The sequence below is a fragment of the Liquorilactobacillus capillatus DSM 19910 genome (assembly GCF_001434915.1).
Classification (GTDB): Bacteria; Bacillota; Bacilli; order Lactobacillales; family Lactobacillaceae; genus Liquorilactobacillus; species Liquorilactobacillus capillatus.
Genome location: NZ_AZEF01000027.1, coordinates 316,257 through 333,815 on the forward strand (window position 1 = coordinate 316,257; position 17,559 = coordinate 333,815).

The window sequence follows — 17,559 nt, forward strand, 5'->3', positions numbered from 1 at the left end:
ACTCGCTGCTTACTGGATTTTACTGAAAAGAATATGGTGTTACACCTTTCATACCTATCAATGGGTCAACTTCATTATTTGTAATTAGTTGTAACGTCAAAACTGTGTCTTGCTTAGTTTTATCATCTTTGACCTGAACATCCAATGATGATTGTTTAGTTGTTACGGTTTTGTTTTCCGTATTTATCAATTGCGGTACTTCTTTTTTCTGTCCGCTACGATCTTCCTTTTTAACTGGTGAATTTTCAAATACTGTATGTAAACGTGCAATAATCGTTGTTTTCCGATCAACTGATACTTTCTCAACACATGCCCTATATGCACTTTGTTCACCTAACAAGATCAGTAGATTCTGTGCACGTGTGATCGCTGTGTAAAGTAGATTACGTTTTAACATACGTGCGTATTGATGGACGAGCGGTAGAATTACTAATTTAAACTCACTACCTTGTGATTTGTGAATTGACATACAATACGCTAGCTTAAGTTTATTCCAATCTTTACTAGTATAAGAAACTTCATTTCCATCAAATGAAATAATCAGCTTTTCTTTTTTATCTTTACTCTCTTTAGCCGTTTCAATTCCAACAATTTCACCAATATCACCATTAAACACATTATCTTCAGGGCTATTAACTAAGTGTAAAACCTTATCACCAATTCTAAAGTTATACTGTTTAAATTGAACTTCTTTTCCACCCGGCTTTTTAGGGTTTAGAACATTCTGCAACATTTCATTAAGTCGATCAATTCCTGCTGCACCGCGATAGATAGGCGCCAACACCTGAATATCTCGCTTAGAAAAACCTCGCTGTTGTGCTTTGGCAACAACTTGTTCAAGTACACCTAAAATCTGCGCACTATGACAGCTAATAAATGAGCGATCACTCTGGTTGGTTGTAAAATCCGCAGGCAAGTTACCTTCCTTAATACTATGTGCCAACGGAATAATTGAAGACTTATTTTCTTGCCGATAGATCATTTTTAATTCCTTATGCGGAATCAACTTACTCTCAAGCAAGTCAGCAAAAATCTGTCCTGGTCCAACTGAAGGTAGCTGGTCCTTATCCCCCACTAATATCAACTGCATATGATTTGGTACTGACTCTAGCAAGAGATCAAAAAGATTTACATCCACCATTGACATCTCATCAACAACCAACAGTTTCCCATCTAATTGCTGGGGCTCACCAACATCATCGGAATTTCCATTTAGCCCCAACAAACGATGAATCGTACAAGCGGGAAGTCCTGTTGCTTCATTCATTTTTTTAGCTGCACGACCGGTTGGAGCTGCCAACAGGATAGGAAAATCATCGTTTTTATATTCATTTATATCTAAAGAAATATCATTTAAAAGTGCAAAGGTCGCCACTAAACCATTTATAATAGTTGTCTTCCCTGTTCCTGGGCCACCCGTTAGTAAAAACATTCGTGTCTGCAGTGCTTGATGAATTGCCTCAACTTGATCTTCGCCGTATGAAATACCTAACTGGTTCTCCACTTTAACCATTAAACCATTAAATGTTTTATCTTCAAGTTGCTCTTTTCTCTTAAGTTTAAGTAGACGCTTAACATTTTCAGCAATACGCCACTCAGCTTCAAAGTAAGACCGTAAATAAACTTTATTATCTTCTGCCACGATTTTGCCATCTGCTGCCATTTGCAATAACTGATCAGCAACAATATCCGGTCCCAATGAGATACGGCGACTATTCATAAGTAAATCTAAAGTTTGTTGTAGAAGCGGTTCGGCTGTAGTATAAGTATCACCTTTTTCATGGCAAAGATCGTACATACTTTGCAAAATAGCTGCTTGTATTCGACCAGGTGAATCTGCGGCAAAATCAAGTTTTGCTGCTATTGCGTCTGCCTTTTTAAAACCAATTCCGTTAATCTCTAACGCTAGCCGATACGGATTCTCATGAATAACCTCACTTGTCTTTTCCCTATAGCGATTAAAAATAGCGGTTGCCATCCGGCTACCGAAACCATAACTGTTCAATTCAATAATGATTTGCTGCATTCCATTATCAGACTGTAAAGTCTCTAATAAAGCCTGTCGCTGTGCCTTTTTTAAGCTAAGTCCTGACAAACTATGTTCGTCTGCAAGTATTTTTTGAATAGCATCCGTTCCTAGGTGGTCAACAATTTTAGTTGCTGTCTTCAAACCAATTCCCTGAAAACTAGTTCCTGACAAATACGCAATAATTCCCCCACGGGTTGTTGGTGTCTCACTTTGATAATTAACTGCTTGAAACTGCTGACCATATTTTGGATGATCAACTAATTGACCTTCAAAACGATAATCGTTTCCCTCAATTAAATCAGCAAAATTCCCCGTGACCACAATTTCATCATTCGACCACTCAAAATCAGCTTCACTAACCTGAACCTGAACGACCTTATAAAAGGTTTCATTACTTTCAAAAAAAACAGCTCTGACTTTGCCAATAATATACTTGTCTTGTTTGCCCTCAGTTTTAAATAAATCAATATTTCTAGCTGCAGACATTATTTTCCTCCTTGGTTCTTTTGCTTTTGAGCTGTAATAAATTTCTCAACGTCAACTAATCTCGCCTTCATTTTTTTAAAATAATCGGGGTCGTTCTCTTCCACCCTTTTAAAGAAGTCGACACTCTTTTCACCCATAACCATCCCAACAATACCACGTTGGAAATTAGCTTCCTTATCGTGAGGCCATTGTTCTAAAAGTTGATCAAAATAATTCTTGGCTTGCGCAAAATCTCCCAGTGCCAACAAGTTCTCGCCCGCAAGCATTAAGGCAGAACGATTTTTCCCTTCTTCTACTGCAGTTAATGCATAAGCTAAAGAAATCTGGTAATTAGCTTGGGCATACTCTGTCTGTGCTCTCATCAACAAAGCCGCCGTCTTTAGCTTAGTTTGTGTGATCTGCTGAAATTCATTCTTAGCTTCTTGGTAGAGCTCACTGGCATAGAAAACATTGCCCAACCCATAGTGCAATAATTCTCTTTGTTCGTCTCTTTTGAAATATTGTAGTGCTTTTTTGAACAATTCTTCAGCTTGTTGATAATTTTTTAATTCAGTCAACATTGAACCTAAATTATAGTAGGTTTGCGGATCATCAGGATGCTTATCAACGGCTGCTATCAGACTCTTGATAGTTTGCGCAGTCTCATTAACCATTTTCTTTTGATTTTCAGCCATTCCTTCATCTTCTTTCATTAAACCTAAACAATATCAGTATCGCTTAATTTACGTTCTAAGTAATCAGTTTTATTCCACGCCAAACATTTATAATTTTCTCCATTACCAGTTTCTAAAATAGTCGTACTTGTATTGGCCAGACCACCAGCCGCACGCAGATCTGCTAGTGGATAGCCTAACAAATGACGAATTTCAGCACACAATGCTGCCCCATGGCTTACAATTAGTATGTTTTTTGACTCTGCTTGGTGCTGTTGTGCAATTTCTTTAATGGCTGGTGTCATTCGTGCAAATAATTCAGGAAAGGACTCACCGTTTATTTCAGAAGGGTCGTATTTATCCGGATGGTGTCTGAAAGCTTCCAGTTCTTGGGGATAACGTTGTGCCACATCTGTAAACTTCATCCCCTCCATTTTTCCAAGATTAAATTCACGTAATTCAGAAATACTTTTTACTTCTAACGGTTGTTGAAGCCTAAGCCCTTCAGCAATTTTTTCAGCGGTTATCGCCGCTCGCTTAATAGGACTAGAATAGATACATTCAAACTGATAATCCTTCAAAAAGGAACATAACTGCTGGATCTCTTGATAACTTTCTTGCAGTAAAGGCGAATCTCCCTGCGCACCTTGATAGCGACCTTCTAAATTCCATTTAGTTTTTCCATGACGAATAAAAAATAATTTTGTCACTTGCAACACCCTTCTCTTTGCATACTTTTAATTATTATGACATATAAACAACCTTTTAGGAGCCAGTAACAGTTAATTTAAAAAAATTCTACCATATAAATAAACTCTCAAGCATAAATCAATTTACTTGAGAGTAGTACTGTATAGATACTTTTTTAGTTACACATATTGCAAAATACGCGTCTTTTGGTACGCATGGTCAATTGTTGCACTCCCTAAACACTCTGCTTCATCATAAAAAACGACTTCTTGTCCTGGTGTAATAGCCCGAACTGGCTGGTCGAACTCCACGCGGACCTTATCCTTATCAAGAAAAACACTAACACCGGTATCTTTTTGACGATATCTAAATTTAGCAGTACAGTGAAACTCTCTTCCTCGTGCAGCAATTGAAGCAATAAAACTCAGGTTACTGCCAGTAAGGCTGTCTGCGTAAAGATGTTCATTATGGTAGCCCTGTCCAACGTATAAAATATTTTTAGAGAGGTCCTTGCCGATAACAAACCATGGATCGTTACTCTCACCATTGCCACCAATCCCCAGTCCTCTTCTTTGACCTATTGTATAATTCATCAGACCATAATGCTCACCCTTGACCTCACCGTCAATTGTCATCATTTTCCCTGCTTTTGCTGGAAGAAACTCATTTAAAAACTTGCTAAAGTTTCGTTCACCAATGAAACAGACTCCTGTTGAGTCTTTTTTCTTAGCAGTAGCTAAGCCAGCTTCTTCAGCAATTTGACGAACTTCGCTTTTTTGCATATGGCCAATTGGAAACATTGCTTTTTGCAATTGATCTTGTGATAATTGGCTCAGGAAATACGTCTGATCTTTATTTTCATCGGCCCCGCGCAATAAATGTACTGTTCCATCAGCATCTCGCTTTAATTGTGCATAATGACCCATTGCAATATAATCTGCATCTAACTGCAAGGCATAATCTAAAAAAGCTTTGAACTTAACTTCTTTATTACACATTACATCCGGATTCGGTGTACGTCCCTTTTTATATTCATCTAAAAAATACGTAAACACGTTATCCCAGTATTCTTTTTCAAAATTAACTGAATAATAAGGAATCCCAATTTTGTTTGCTACTTTAGCAACATCTTCATAATCCTCCGTTGCTGTACAAACACCACTATCTTTCTTATCATCCCAGTTTTTCATAAATACACCAACAACATCATACCCCTGTTGCTTTAATAAATAGGCCACAACAGAGGAGTCTACTCCGCCACTCATGCCAACAACGACACGTGTTTGGCTTTTGTCTTTCATTATAATTTCACCATCATTTCACTCTAGATTCTGAAGCTACGATTTGAAGGTCGTATTATTTCAGTAAACCCCATTATATCCAGTTAGCTGTTTTTTTACAAGTTGCTCAATTCAACACTGCTTTTTTAATCTAGCTGTTGAAGCACATGCCGCTGTTCTAACTGTCCTAAAATATAATTCAGTTGCTCAATATGCAGCTGTGCATCCGCGCTTTTATAAATATTGACTTCATTCAACCCATTAGCACTAGTTATCAGCATTTTAAAAGTCTTTAAATCAGCTGTAATTGCCAGTTTAAATTTAAAACCTGCATTAAATGGTGCATTGGGTTCTAATGACCTTTCTAACTGAAACTTACCATTTTTACTTTCAGTAAAACCTAAGTCACGTAATGTATACTTTTTTATATCATCGCTGAGAACATATTGCCGTTGATCACCTTTGATTACAATTTGCTTAGCATATGCCATTACTTTCTCTTCCCTTCATTTTATTAGTAATCTTTGTTAAGACTGTTATTAAGTCTTCAATATCAGCAGTAGTATTTTGGTAGCCAAAACTAAATCGAATCGATTCGCTAACGCGTGGACTATCCTTGCCATACATTGCGGTCAAAACATGTGATGGTTCAATACTTCCCGCGGTGCAGGCTGAACCAGCCGAAGCAGCTACGCCATTTAAATCAAGGTTGGTCAGTAATGCTTCGTGTGAACATCCCTTGAACCAGATATTAATAACGTGCTGCAGATTATCAGCCGAGTTACCATTTACTTCAAATGCAACTTTATTCTCTTGTAAGCCATGTATTAACTGCTGCTTAAAGCCAGCATATTTCTGTTGCCGAGCCAATTTTTCTTTTCTATCTGCAATTTTAACTGCCTTTGCAAAACCAGCAATCGCAGGAATATTTTCTGTTCCAGCACGTCTTTTCAATTCTTGGTCTCCACCCTTTAAGAACGATGCAAAGTTTAACCCTTCACGACGATAGAGAAAGCCTAAAAATTTTGGACCATTTAACTTGTGTGCCGAAGTTGATAATAGATCAATCTTATCTTTTTGAACATCAATATCAAGCAACCCATAGGCTTGCACGGCATCAGTATGAAACCACGCGTTCGTTGGAGCTACTATCTGACCGATCTCATAAAGAGGCATACGACTACCAACTTCATTATTGCCAGCCATAATTGAAACAAGAATCGTGTCTTCACGCAACGCCGCACGTAAATCAGCTAATGTAATATGACCTTTTTCATCAACCGGTAGATAAGTAACTTCGAAACCACATGTTTCTAGATACTCCATTGATTTCAGAACTGCTTCATGCTCTATTGTAGTTGTAATCAAGTGTCGACCACTATTTTTACGCGCCCTTGCAGTCTCAATAATAGCCGTATTATCACTCTCTGTTCCACCGCTAGTAAAAACAATCTCGTCGTCCTTACGAGCATTAATTGACTGTGCAATAATATGTCGACTATCATCCAGTACAGCACGCGCTTGACGACCAAAATAATGGGTGCTGGAAGCATTTCCGTAAACATTCAGCATCATTTTATTCATTGTTTCAACTACAGATCTATCCATCGGTGTCGTTGCGGCGTTATCCAAATAAATATGCTTCACTTCAAAAGTCTCCTTCTACGCTGTTAACATCGTTAAAATCATACATGCTGAACGCTTGCCAGCTTCAAGAATAAATTGATCAAAAGTTTGACCAGCCTCCTCATCACCGACATCAGACATTGCACGTATTATAGCAAATGGTACCTTAAATTGATAAGCTGCTTGAGCGACTGCAGCACCTTCCATCTCACAGCACAAGGCTGCTGGATACACTTGCTTTATTTGTTCAATCTTAGCTGCTGAAGCAATGAACTGATCACCAGTCACAATCAATCCTTTTTTAACACTTAAATTCGTTACTGTTGCTGCCTGTGTCAGCTTATTTACCAAGTTCTCATCAGCTTTAAAAAGTTGCGGCTGCTGCGGTAATTGGCCAGGGAGATAATCAAAAGCTGTTGCATCTACGTCATGATATGCTGCGGTTGTTGAAAAGACAACATCTCCAATATGCAGTCCATGACCAATTCCACCTGCTGAACCTGAGTTAATAATTGCTGTTGCACCATACTCCACAATAAGTAACGCTGTTGTCATCCCAGCTTGTACCTTACCGATTCCAGAACGAACCAGTACCACAGCTTGATTATTAATAGAGCCCTCATAAAAAGTAATTCCACCATGTTCACTCTCATGTAGATTACTTAATTTAGCTCGCAGTACCTTGATCTCTTCCTCCATAGCACACAATATCCCATATTTCATCTACAAAATCCTCCTAAAAATTAACAAAAATCATAAAAAGATACGCCACAATAATAGCCACTACTAAACAACCAATTACCCAATTTAACTTGCGACCCAGTTTCTTTCGCTTTTTTTCTATCTCAATTTGAAACTGGGCTTTACGATAGCCTGTTCGACTCTCATGCACAGCTTGTTCGTCTTGAACATCATCTTTACTTCGGCTTCGGGTGCGCCTCTTACTATTATTAGCTATATTCTGCTCCTCATCTTCTTTAACTTTACGCTGTGACCATTTGAATATTTTAAATCTGAAACCCACTATTTATTACTCCCTTATTCGTTTCATTTTCCAATACCAGATTGCCATAAGTGTCTTACTATCACAAATCGTACCCTTTTTAACTTCCTCATCAACTTGATCTAGTGATAATTCAAAAATATTTAAAAATTCACCATTGTCTCGTGGTAGAGAATGTTTAACTGGGCTTAACCCTTCTGCCAGATACAAGAACATTTTTTCATCTGCAAAACCTGGAGAAGTATAAAAACTTGCAATATATTCAAAATGATCAGCACTTAAACGAACTTCCTCATTTAATTCTCGCATTGCTGTTTTCAACGAATCCTTTTCACCTGGTTCAATTTTACCTGCTGGAATTTCCAATACAGCTTTTCCAAGCGGCTGCCGCCATTGTTTAACTAAAACAAGCTTATCATCCGTTGTCAGGCAGATGATTCCTACAGCACCATGATGCCGAACAATCTCACGAGTTGCTTTTTGACCATCAGGTAAAAGAACTGTTTCAACATCCAGATCAATAATTTTTCCCTTAAAAATATGTTTCGTTTCTAGTTTTTTTTCTTCAAGCTTCATTCCTGCTCCCCCTTCGATATCGCGGTAGCAAAATCCTCATATGCAGCTTGTTCACCAGTCTCTTTCCAAGAAATATCTTTAAAATCACCTTCTAGAGCCGCGCTTTGTGCAACCTCGACTGTTGCTACAAAAGTGGCATTACCTATTAATGACATCCAGTATGCGCCATTAGTCCGTTGGTGGACACGTGTTTTAACCATTCCGCCTGGGTTAAAAACAGAAATCAAATCTTCCAGCTTAACTTGTTCTGGGTAAAGCAGTGCATACATTAAGCTAGAAGCAGACATCGCTGTTCCACAAGCATTAGTATAACCAACACCACGTTCGTAAGTTCTAACAAAAATCTGTCTCGGTTTTTGAATCTCGACAAAACTAACATTGACTCCGTCGGGAAAGAGTAGATTCTGACCATTATTCAGATAAGCTGCTATTCTGCCTAATTCAGGACCCGTTAAAACATCATGTGAGACAAAAGCAATTAAATGCGGATTAGGGACTGCTACTGCTGAAAATTTCAACGTTTCTGATAACTCTGGAATGTAGTCATTAACTAACTTAGTCTTACCTGCAAGGTGCATTTTTAAGTCAACTGCATCAAAACTGACAGGTGAGATTTCTGCGTCAAAAGCCTGTACATCAGGTGCAAAGGGCGTAGCCTTTTTTACTTCTAAATCAGCATACATTGTTTCAATTTTAAAATAGGCTGCATGCTCTCTTTCACTTAAATAGCGAGCAACAGTCCTAATGCCGTTACCGCACATGCTCGCCTCACTACCATCAGCATTGATAACGCGCATTTTTCCAACGACACCTGTATGACCACTAGCCGTAACAAACAAAATACCATCTGCTCCGCCATGTAATCCGACCTTGCGATCACAAACTTTTCTTGCTAATATGCTTAATTCAGCCTCAGTTAGCTGTTTGTCTAAATTTTTTCCATCCAGAATAAAAAAATCATTGTTTGATCCGTGGACTTTCAACATTTTCATTCTTCAAACCCCCTGTTTATTACGTATATCTCTTATTACTATATAATAACAAACTTTACTTAATTTATCTCACTAGTAACTTTTTTTCTTACATCTCGTCTTGATAGCAAAATAAATAAGAGTAATGCAGTCATTTGACTGTCCTTACTCTTATCATCTCTTTTTTCAGATATCCTATTCTTCTAAGCCTTCTTGTAAAGCTTCTGGATAGTTTCCTTTTACGAGGACCGCACAACTTGCACAAAGTAATGGCAGGTCAGGATCACTGCCCACATCTGTTTTAATCATTCGACAGCGCGGACATACTTTACCTTCAGCGTGTTCAACAACAATTGCCAGACCATCATTATACTTATCTGCTTCATTTGGCGCAACAGCTAAGTCCTTGATCTCTAGAGCTGAAACAATCAATGCTTGACGAACATCTGTATCTAAAGCAGCTAAATTACGTTTAACGTCTTCTGCAACATACAATGTCAGATGTGCTTCAAATGATTTCCCAATTAATTTTTCATTTCGTGCTTTTTCGAGTGATTTGAAAACATCTGATCGAATCTTCATAAAGCTATCCCATTTTTGCAGAAGTTTAACTTCATTATTAAAGTGGTGCACCGGTGGCATCTCAGCTAACTGAACATAATCTTCAGGTTCTTTTAAGTACTTCCATATTTCTTCAGTCGTGTGTGGCATTACCGGAGTTAACAATTTAGCAAGACGAACAACAACATCATATAATGCAGTCTGCATTGAGCGGCGCTTATGACTATTTTCTTGTTCAATATAGATAACATCTTTAGCAACATCTAAGTAGAAAGATGACAATGAGGTTGTGATAAAATTCAGCAGTTTCTTGTAGATATCCATGAAATTATAATTAGCATAGTCGTCAAGAATTTCCTTAGTGAAATTATTAACCATAACTTCCATGTATTTATCAATTGACTCCATTTCATCAAAAGCAACCGCATCTGTTGCTGGATCGAAATCAGTTGTATTAGCTAATAAGAAACGAATAGTATTACGAACTTTCCGATAAGCCTCAGAGATCTGTTTAAAGCTATCCATTGAGACTCTAACATCAGCTGATGAATCAACACTGAGCACCCAAAGGCGAATAATTTCTGCTCCCATTTGTTTAATCACCTTAGCAGGAACAATTGTGTTCCCCAGTGACTTGCTCATCTTTCTTCCTTGACCATCGAGTGTAAAGCCTTGGGAGAGGACTTGTTTATAAGGAGCCATTCCTGAGAAAGCAACACTTGTGATTAAACTAGAATTGAACCATCCACGATATTGGTCAGATCCTTCAAGGTATAGATCACTTGGATAGGTTAAATAATCACGCTGAGCTAAAACACCTTGATGAGACGAACCTGAATCGAACCAAACATCCATAATGTCAGTTTCTTTTGTAAATTTACCATTCGGAGAATGTTTACTTGTAAAATCTGCTGGTAAAAGATCTTTTGCTTCACGCTGGAACCAGATATTTGAACCATATTTCTCAAATAAATCTGCAACATGGCCAACTGTTTCCGGCGTAATGATAGCTTCGCCATCTTCACCGTAAAAAATCGGTAGCGGGACACCCCAAACACGTTGCCGTGAAATAACCCAATCTCCACGGTCACGAATCATATTACGCAATCTTTTTTGTCCCCAACTTGGGAAGAATTTAACTTTATCAATAGCTCCTAAAATATCTGTTCTAATCTTATCAACGGAAGCAAACCATTGCGGAGTTGCACGGAAGATGATCGGCTTCTTAGTCCGCCAGTCAAAAGGATAACTATGCTCGTAAGGCATATGTTTTAATAAAAGGCCAGCTGCCTTTAATTTATCCAAAGCAATTTGGTTGGCATCTTCATAAAAGACACCCGCAAAATCTTCACCAGCATCATCAGTCATATAGCCCTTATCGTCAACTGGAACATAGATATCCAGACCGTACTGTTTACCTACATTAAAGTCATCTTCCCCAAACCCAGGAGCTGTATGGACCAAGCCAGTTCCTGCATCTAAAGTAACAAAATCGCCCAGCATCGTTACTAATTTACGTTTTGGATAAAATGGATGCTCAGCCAACACGTTTTCAAGGTCAGCACCTTTAAGTGTTTTAACGATTTTATAGTTATCCCAACCGAAACGTTCCGCATTTTCAGCTACAAGATCTGTTGCTAAAACAAATTCACGCTGCTCTCCTTCTGGTCTTACAACTGAATAGTCAAAACCTTTATCAAGTGTGATCCCTTCTGAAGCTGGAATCGTCCACGGTGTTGTTGTCCACACGACCATATAAGTCTTACTCTCATCTAGGACACCTTTACCATCAATTACCTTTTCAGCATAAAAAGCTGATGGGGAAGTCACATCATGATATTCAACTTCTGCTTCTGCAAGCGCAGATTCCGAAGACCAAGACCAAAAAACAGGTTTCTTACCTTTGTAAATTAAACCCGCCTCAGCCATTTTACCAAACACTCTAATTTCTTGAGCTTCAAAGGTCGGGTCAAGTGTTACATATGGATTATCCCACTCGCCTGCAACACCTAAACGTTTAAAGTCTGCTCGTTGTTTATCAACTTGCTCCAAAGCATATTCACGGCATTTTTCACGAAAATCAGCAACAGATAAAGCTTTGCGGTCAACCCCAGCTTTCTTCAACTGCTGTTCAATTGGCAATCCGTGTGTATCCCAACCAGGGACATATGGTGCACGGAAACCCATCATTGACTTAGAACGTACGATTATATCTTTCGTAATTTTATTTAAAGCATGTCCCATATGGATATTTCCGTTTGCGTATGGAGGTCCATCATGCAATACAAAACTTGGTTTTCCTTCGTTTAACTTTTGCCGCCGTTCGTATACCTTATTTTCTTCCCATTCTACTTGACGTTCGGCTTCACGGACAGGTAAGTTCCCACGCATGGGGAATTTCGTCTTGCCTAAATTAAGCGTATCTTTTACTCTCATTCTTTTCTCTCCTTTTTTATATAATAAAAAAGATCTCATCCTAGGGACGAAATCTTCGTGGTACCACCCAAATTCAAGATTACTGATAACTACTAACCGTTATCAACAAATCAACTTATCCATTACATAACGGCGATGAACCGATTAAGCCTACTAGATTCAGCTTAATATTATCGAAAGATGATGTCTTTGCAAAACGTAATCGTTGGCCTCTCACCACTGCGCCAACTCGCTGCGATCTATTTTGCCAGAGCTGTTCTTTCAAATTAATTATTTTCATTAACACTAGGACCTTCATCAAAATGTTGTCCACTGTCATCTGTTTCTTCTGGAAAAATAACAACGGCCTTCTTCTGACTCAAATCTTCTGTTTCAGCATCTTCACTTGAAACATTGTTTGAAACTGATTTTACTTCCTTTGCAGCCTGCTTGTCAAGGTCTTCATTCCGCCGAATGGCATCCTGAATAGCTTCGTAGTTACTTGTATCGCCTTGCTTAAGGATTTCGTCCCATTCACTGCTTTTAACAACTTCTAACTGTGACTCCATCATAACCTGAAGTTTTTGTCTAAAAATACGTGCCTGCTTCTTCAAATCATCTGTTTCAACTGTTAGACGTTTAGCTTTTTGAGATGCGTCATCAACAATATGACGCGCTTTATCGTTAGCCTGATCCACTATGTCTTCAGCTTGTTTTTGCGCTTCATGATTTATAATTTCAGCCTCACGTTGTGCATTAGCTTTAACTTTATCAGCCGCTTCTTGTGCTACAATAATTGACTGATTCAAAGAATTCTTTAAGTCATTAAAGTACTTAAGTTTTTCCTCACCCTGTTTGAGCCCCTCAGCCAAATGCTCGTTTTCTTTTAGATTAAGTTCGTAATCCTTAATAATCTGATCAAGAAAATCATTCACTTCATCTTGATCGTACCCACGTAATTTAACACGAAATTCCTTGTTATGAATATCTAATGGGGTCAATGTCATATCCCCAACACCTCCAATTATGTATTAATTTTCTAAAACTAAAATATCTAACCTTATTTTACCTTTTTTTGAAGTACCAGTAACATCATTTACCCTGAAACGACCATGACCTCTTACAGAAACCATATCTTCTCTGCCCAGCTCTACATCTGGCTTTTCTAGCAGCATCCAATTTAAATGGATCTTTTGTGCTAGTAGTAAATCCTTAGCACGTTGCCGTGAAAGATTGTAAATAGCCGCAATTAACACATCAATACGTAAAGAACTGACAGAAATCTGTTTATGTTCCCATTCATTAAGCGGAACAACTAATTGTTCTGGTGCAACAATTTCCAGCTTAACCTTAATCCGCCCTATATGGTCAACTTGTAAACAAACGTAATCTGCCATCTGAGTATCAACGACCAACTGCCACTGTGTTCCATCAGTTAAAATATCACCGATAATATCACGCTTAATTCCAATATTCATCAATGTACCTAGTACTTGTCTGTGTTCCAATTCTGCAAATTTGGCCGGATAGTTGATCTTCAGTAGCGAAAGTTCAAAATCAGCCGCAGTTGGTGAATAGTATTCCGGATAAAATAGTATCCTTTTCCTCTCAGCTGTTACAGCTAATCCACAACTCTTCATTTTAATTTGCTCATCATCACCCAGCAGTGTTGACGCAATGAAACGTTCACGCGGATTTAAAAAGCGCGTTAAAATAGGTCGATACTCATTTCTAACCTGTTCAAGGGTATTATAAATATCATCAATAACTGCCTCTTCTTCTTTTCTGAAATGTTGATAAATACTATTTTTAGTCATTATTCATCCCACTTAAAAAGTTATTACCAAAAGATTCAGTACCATCATAAGGACAACATCAAAACCGTATTTAATAAACTGTAGCGCAACTAACGCTACAATTGGTGAAAAACTTATTCCACCAATTGGCGGAATAAATCTATCAAAGAAACCCAGATAGGGTTGACATATTCTTCCAAGAAACTGCCCAAGCTTAGTTTGATAAGCTCCCGGGAACCATGACATCAACACAAAAGCTACTATCGCTAATGAATATAATTCAAATAGGCGATCAAAAATCGTTATAATCAATTGATTAACTCCTTAATCAGTTAAAAATCATTATCAGCAAAATCAGCGGCTACATTACCCTCAACAACAAATCCATGCGGTGTGCAAAGAAAAATCTGCTCACCAATTCGCTGAACCTCTCCGCCAATCGCAAAGACCGTTCCGGTCAAAAAATCTACGACCCGATGTGCCTGCTGTTCATCCATTCTTTGAAAATTAACAACGGCTGCCTGGTCATTCAATAGTCGGGTAGCAATAACTTTAACATCAGAATATATTCTTGGCTCAAATAATGCAATCTTTTTTTCCACTTTTTCTTGCCCTTTTGCATGTAACGAAATAACTTTAGAACTTCTTGAAACGTTAGTTTGGTCATCGTCACTATTTGGATAGTAATCCGCTATACGGTCCGCTTCATCTTCATCTGTCATTCCAAAAAAACGTCCTAGTTTTTCGCCAAGAGCCATTCCCACTCTCCTCCTATCATCTCATCAGTTTTGGCTACATTATTTACGACGATGGCGGAAAAACGGTGGTCTATTCAGCCCATCATCATCACTTTCATTTTTTTCTTTAGCTGTATCCATTTTAAAAATATCAAATTTTTTCTTTTCAACACCTTGGAATTCGTCTTGTCGCTCATGCTGGTTAACCTCGCGTTCACCTGACATCTCACGACGTAGATCCCAATCACTCAGTGGATCTTTTACTTCACTAGATTGTGTTTCGTTCTCATTGCTGGTTGGGCGAGTATTTTTATCTTCCAAAGATCCCAGACGGTTACGACGTTGTGACTGCTCTCTTTTCTTTTTATCGATTCCAGTTGCAATAACAGTCACGACTACCGTGTCTTCTAAATCTTCGTTAATCGAGGTTCCAAAGATAATGTTTACATCGCTTGTTGCTGCTTGAGCTACGATATCTGAAGCATCTTGTGCTTCAAACAAGCTTAAATCAGGACCACCAGTAATATTAAGCAGAACTTGTTCAGCACCATCTATCGAAACTTCAAGTAAAGGTGAAGAAATAGCTTTTTTAGTTGCTTCGGCCGTTCTATTTTCACCGTTGGCAGAGCCAATCCCCATTAAAGCTGAACCTTGGTTTTCCATTACTGTTTTAACATCAGCAAAATCAAGGTTAACATAGCCTGGTGATGTAATTAAATCTGAGATTCCTTGAACACCTTGTCGTAGAACATTATCAGCCTCTTTAAATGCATCCAGCATCGGTGTTTTCTTATCAACGATTTCCAACAAGCGATTGTTAGCAATGATGACTAATGTATCAACATGTTCTTTCATTTGAGCAACGCCTTCTGCGGCATAACGTGCACGTTTAGGGCCTTCAAAACTAAAAGGACGTGTTACTACCCCAACGGTTAATGCACCTTGTTCTTTAGCAACTTTAGCAATGATTGGTGCTGCTCCGGTACCTGTTCCACCACCCATTCCAGCAGTGACAAAAATCATATCGGCACCCTTTAACGATTCGGCGATCGATTCTTCACTTTCTTGTGCTGCCTTATTTCCAATCTCTGGGTTTGAACCCGCACCCAACCCACGTGTCAGTTTCGGTCCAAGTTGGATTTTAGTTTCAGCATTAGAACTTTTTAATGCTTGAACATCTGTATTAGCAACAATAAACTCGACACCCTTAACATCATCTGCGATCATCCGATTCACAGCATTGCCACCAGCACCGCCGACCCCAATTACTTTAATTGTTGCACCTGTATTCTCATTTGCATCTAGTGAAAATTCCATTACACTTTCCCTCCAATTTGTAAATCAATCAAAAAATGTGTTGAAGAAGTTTTTGACACCATCGAAAGCCCCGTTTTTCTTTTTCGTTGTAGGCTTCTTCTTACTTTCCGTTTCTTCAATCTGCGAATTAAGTGCTATTACCTTATTATTCTCCTGACTACCATTATAGCTGTCTTTATTAACAATGGTACTCTTTACAATTTTCTCAATATCACTTTGCTGCATGACATATTTAATCAAGCCTATAGCCTGTGAAAACGACGGATGGCGTAATCCCATTTGTTGCGGGATAAAGACTTTAACATTCACTCCAAAAATATCTTCTGCCAGTTCTTTCATACCAGGTAAAGCAGCCAGTCCCCCTGTAAGAACCACTCCTCCAGGAAGCTGTAATGCTCTAATATCCTCAAGCGCTCCTCTCAGTTTCTCAAAAATCTGTGTCATTCGCGCTTCGATGATCTCACTTAGATATTCCCCATTGACTTGGATCGGGTCAACCTTTCCAACTACTTCGACCGGGAAGACATCATCCTTAGATGCTAAACTACTTGTCGCATATCCATAGTTGCGCTTGATTTTTTCTGCATTCTCAAGCGAAGTATTTAAAACAACGGAAATATCTTTAGTAACAAAAATACCGCCCTCTTGATCAACATATGTATACTTCAACTTATGATCGTGAACAACAGCTGCTGTAGTCTGACCACCGCCAATATCAATTATAACAGCACCAAAGTCTTGTTCGCCATCACTTAATGCGGTTGTTGAAAGTGCTAACGCTGAAACAATCGTTCCTTCAACTTTTAACCCCGCCTTTTCAACACATTTCATTGTATTATGAAGGACAGTCTTAGGGCCTGTGTACACAACTCCATTCATTTCAAGACGTACACCTATCATCCCACGTGGATCTTTTATACCATCAAAACCATCGACAATAAATTCATCTGGTATAATATCAATTACGTCACGTTCTGGAGGCAGTTTTTGAATTAAAGCTGCCTTTGTTACACGGTAAACATCATTTTCATCTATTTCTTTTGAGCTTCCAGCTTCATCGCTAACAGCAATCATTCCATTACAAGGGACGATCTCGAGAAGATTTGCTGGAATCCCTACCGTCACTTTTGATATCTGGATGTTCGCCTTTTGCTCAGCCTGCTGAATTGCTTTTTTTATTGCAGTTACTGCCTGGTCAATATCCACGATAACTCCGCGGCTTAGACCTGCTGAACGTTCACTCCCCACCCCGATGATGTTCATCTGACCTTTTATATGTTCAGCAACGATAACTTTAATTGACGTTGTGCCAATATCAAGACCAACATATATTCCAGAATTTTCCATCAATAGAGCCCCCCTTTTCATAAATTTAATTAAACACTATATAGTAAGAAATTACTCAATTTGATTATTTAA

18 protein-coding genes are annotated in these 17,559 nt (G+C 38.5%); all 18 read right to left on the bottom strand.

Annotation, left to right across the window (positions count from 1 at the left end; genetic code table 11):
- Nucleotides 1–19: 19 nt before the first annotated feature.
- The 18 genes from recD2 to ftsA all read right to left on the bottom strand — a co-directional run bounded on the left by recD2 (nt 20) and on the right by ftsA (nt 17,487).
- Nucleotides 20–2,515, bottom strand: a complete 2,496-nt coding sequence (gene recD2, locus FC81_RS07210) for an SF1B family DNA helicase RecD2 (protein ID WP_057744919.1) — start codon at nt 2,513–2,515, stop codon at nt 20–22.
- Entirely contained in the window at nt 2,515–3,189 is a 675-nt protein-coding gene (locus FC81_RS07215) for a tetratricopeptide repeat protein (RefSeq protein WP_057744922.1), read from the bottom strand. The genes recD2 and FC81_RS07215 overlap by 1 nt, the downstream gene beginning before the upstream one ends.
- Nucleotides 3,190–3,212: 23 nt before the next feature.
- Nucleotides 3,213–3,878: a histidine phosphatase family protein gene (locus FC81_RS07220; RefSeq protein WP_057744923.1), complete on the bottom strand. Its 666-nt coding sequence runs from the start codon at nt 3,876–3,878 to the stop codon at nt 3,213–3,215.
- Between the two features lie 159 nt (nt 3,879–4,037).
- Complete coding sequence (mnmA, locus tag FC81_RS07225) at nt 4,038–5,159, bottom strand: tRNA 2-thiouridine(34) synthase MnmA (protein WP_057744926.1); 1,122 nt, start codon at nt 5,157–5,159, stop codon at nt 4,038–4,040.
- A 125-nt stretch (nt 5,160–5,284) separates the two neighbouring features.
- Nucleotides 5,285–5,629, bottom strand: coding sequence for a DUF1831 domain-containing protein (locus FC81_RS07230; protein ID WP_057744929.1), 345 nt, complete (start codon nt 5,627–5,629; stop codon nt 5,285–5,287).
- Entirely contained in the window at nt 5,616–6,785 is a 1,170-nt protein-coding gene (locus FC81_RS07235; RefSeq protein WP_057744932.1) for a cysteine desulfurase family protein, read from the bottom strand. Before FC81_RS07235 ends, FC81_RS07230 begins: the two co-directional genes overlap by 14 nt.
- A gap of 15 nt (nt 6,786–6,800) precedes the next feature.
- Complete coding sequence (locus FC81_RS07240; protein WP_057744935.1) at nt 6,801–7,487, bottom strand: 5'-methylthioadenosine/adenosylhomocysteine nucleosidase; 687 nt, start codon at nt 7,485–7,487, stop codon at nt 6,801–6,803.
- 13 nt (nt 7,488–7,500) lie between these two features.
- On the bottom strand, nt 7,501–7,788 hold the full coding sequence (locus FC81_RS07245) for a hypothetical protein (RefSeq protein ID WP_057744938.1): 288 nt from the start codon (nt 7,786–7,788) through the stop codon (nt 7,501–7,503).
- Nucleotides 7,789–7,794: 6 nt separating this feature from the next.
- A complete protein-coding gene (locus FC81_RS07250) occupies nt 7,795–8,343 on the bottom strand; it encodes an NUDIX hydrolase (RefSeq protein WP_057744941.1) in 549 nt (182 codons plus the stop codon).
- On the bottom strand, nt 8,340–9,335 hold the full coding sequence (gene dapF / locus FC81_RS07255) for a diaminopimelate epimerase (RefSeq protein ID WP_057744944.1): 996 nt from the start codon (nt 9,333–9,335) through the stop codon (nt 8,340–8,342). The genes FC81_RS07250 and dapF overlap by 4 nt, the downstream gene beginning before the upstream one ends.
- Before the next feature lie 174 nt (nt 9,336–9,509).
- Nucleotides 9,510–12,311, bottom strand: a complete 2,802-nt coding sequence (gene ileS / locus FC81_RS07260) for an isoleucine--tRNA ligase (RefSeq protein WP_057744947.1) — start codon at nt 12,309–12,311, stop codon at nt 9,510–9,512.
- Nucleotides 12,312–12,426: 115 nt separating this feature from the next.
- Nucleotides 12,427–12,591 carry a hypothetical protein gene (locus tag FC81_RS10905; protein ID WP_157054739.1) on the bottom strand — a complete coding sequence of 55 codons (165 nt, stop codon included), beginning with the start codon at nt 12,589–12,591 and terminating at the stop codon, nt 12,427–12,429.
- Nucleotides 12,578–13,297: a DivIVA domain-containing protein gene (locus FC81_RS07265; RefSeq protein ID WP_057744950.1), complete on the bottom strand. Its 720-nt coding sequence runs from the start codon at nt 13,295–13,297 to the stop codon at nt 12,578–12,580. Before FC81_RS07265 ends, FC81_RS10905 begins: the two co-directional genes overlap by 14 nt.
- Nucleotides 13,298–13,321: 24 nt before the next feature.
- Nucleotides 13,322–14,107: a YlmH family RNA-binding protein gene (locus FC81_RS07270; RefSeq protein ID WP_057744953.1), complete on the bottom strand. Its 786-nt coding sequence runs from the start codon at nt 14,105–14,107 to the stop codon at nt 13,322–13,324.
- Nucleotides 14,108–14,119: 12 nt separating this feature from the next.
- Nucleotides 14,120–14,398, bottom strand: coding sequence for a YggT family protein (locus tag FC81_RS07275; protein WP_057744956.1), 279 nt, complete (start codon nt 14,396–14,398; stop codon nt 14,120–14,122).
- 20 nt (nt 14,399–14,418) lie between these two features.
- A complete protein-coding gene (locus FC81_RS07280) occupies nt 14,419–14,844 on the bottom strand; it encodes a cell division protein SepF (protein ID WP_057744959.1) in 426 nt (141 codons plus the stop codon).
- Nucleotides 14,845–14,883: 39 nt separating this feature from the next.
- Nucleotides 14,884–16,140: a cell division protein FtsZ gene (gene ftsZ / locus FC81_RS07285; RefSeq protein WP_057744962.1), complete on the bottom strand. Its 1,257-nt coding sequence runs from the start codon at nt 16,138–16,140 to the stop codon at nt 14,884–14,886.
- 24 nt (nt 16,141–16,164) lie between these two features.
- Nucleotides 16,165–17,487, bottom strand: coding sequence for a cell division protein FtsA (gene ftsA / locus FC81_RS07290; RefSeq protein ID WP_057744965.1), 1,323 nt, complete (start codon nt 17,485–17,487; stop codon nt 16,165–16,167).
- Between the last annotated feature and the right edge of the window lie 72 nt (nt 17,488–17,559).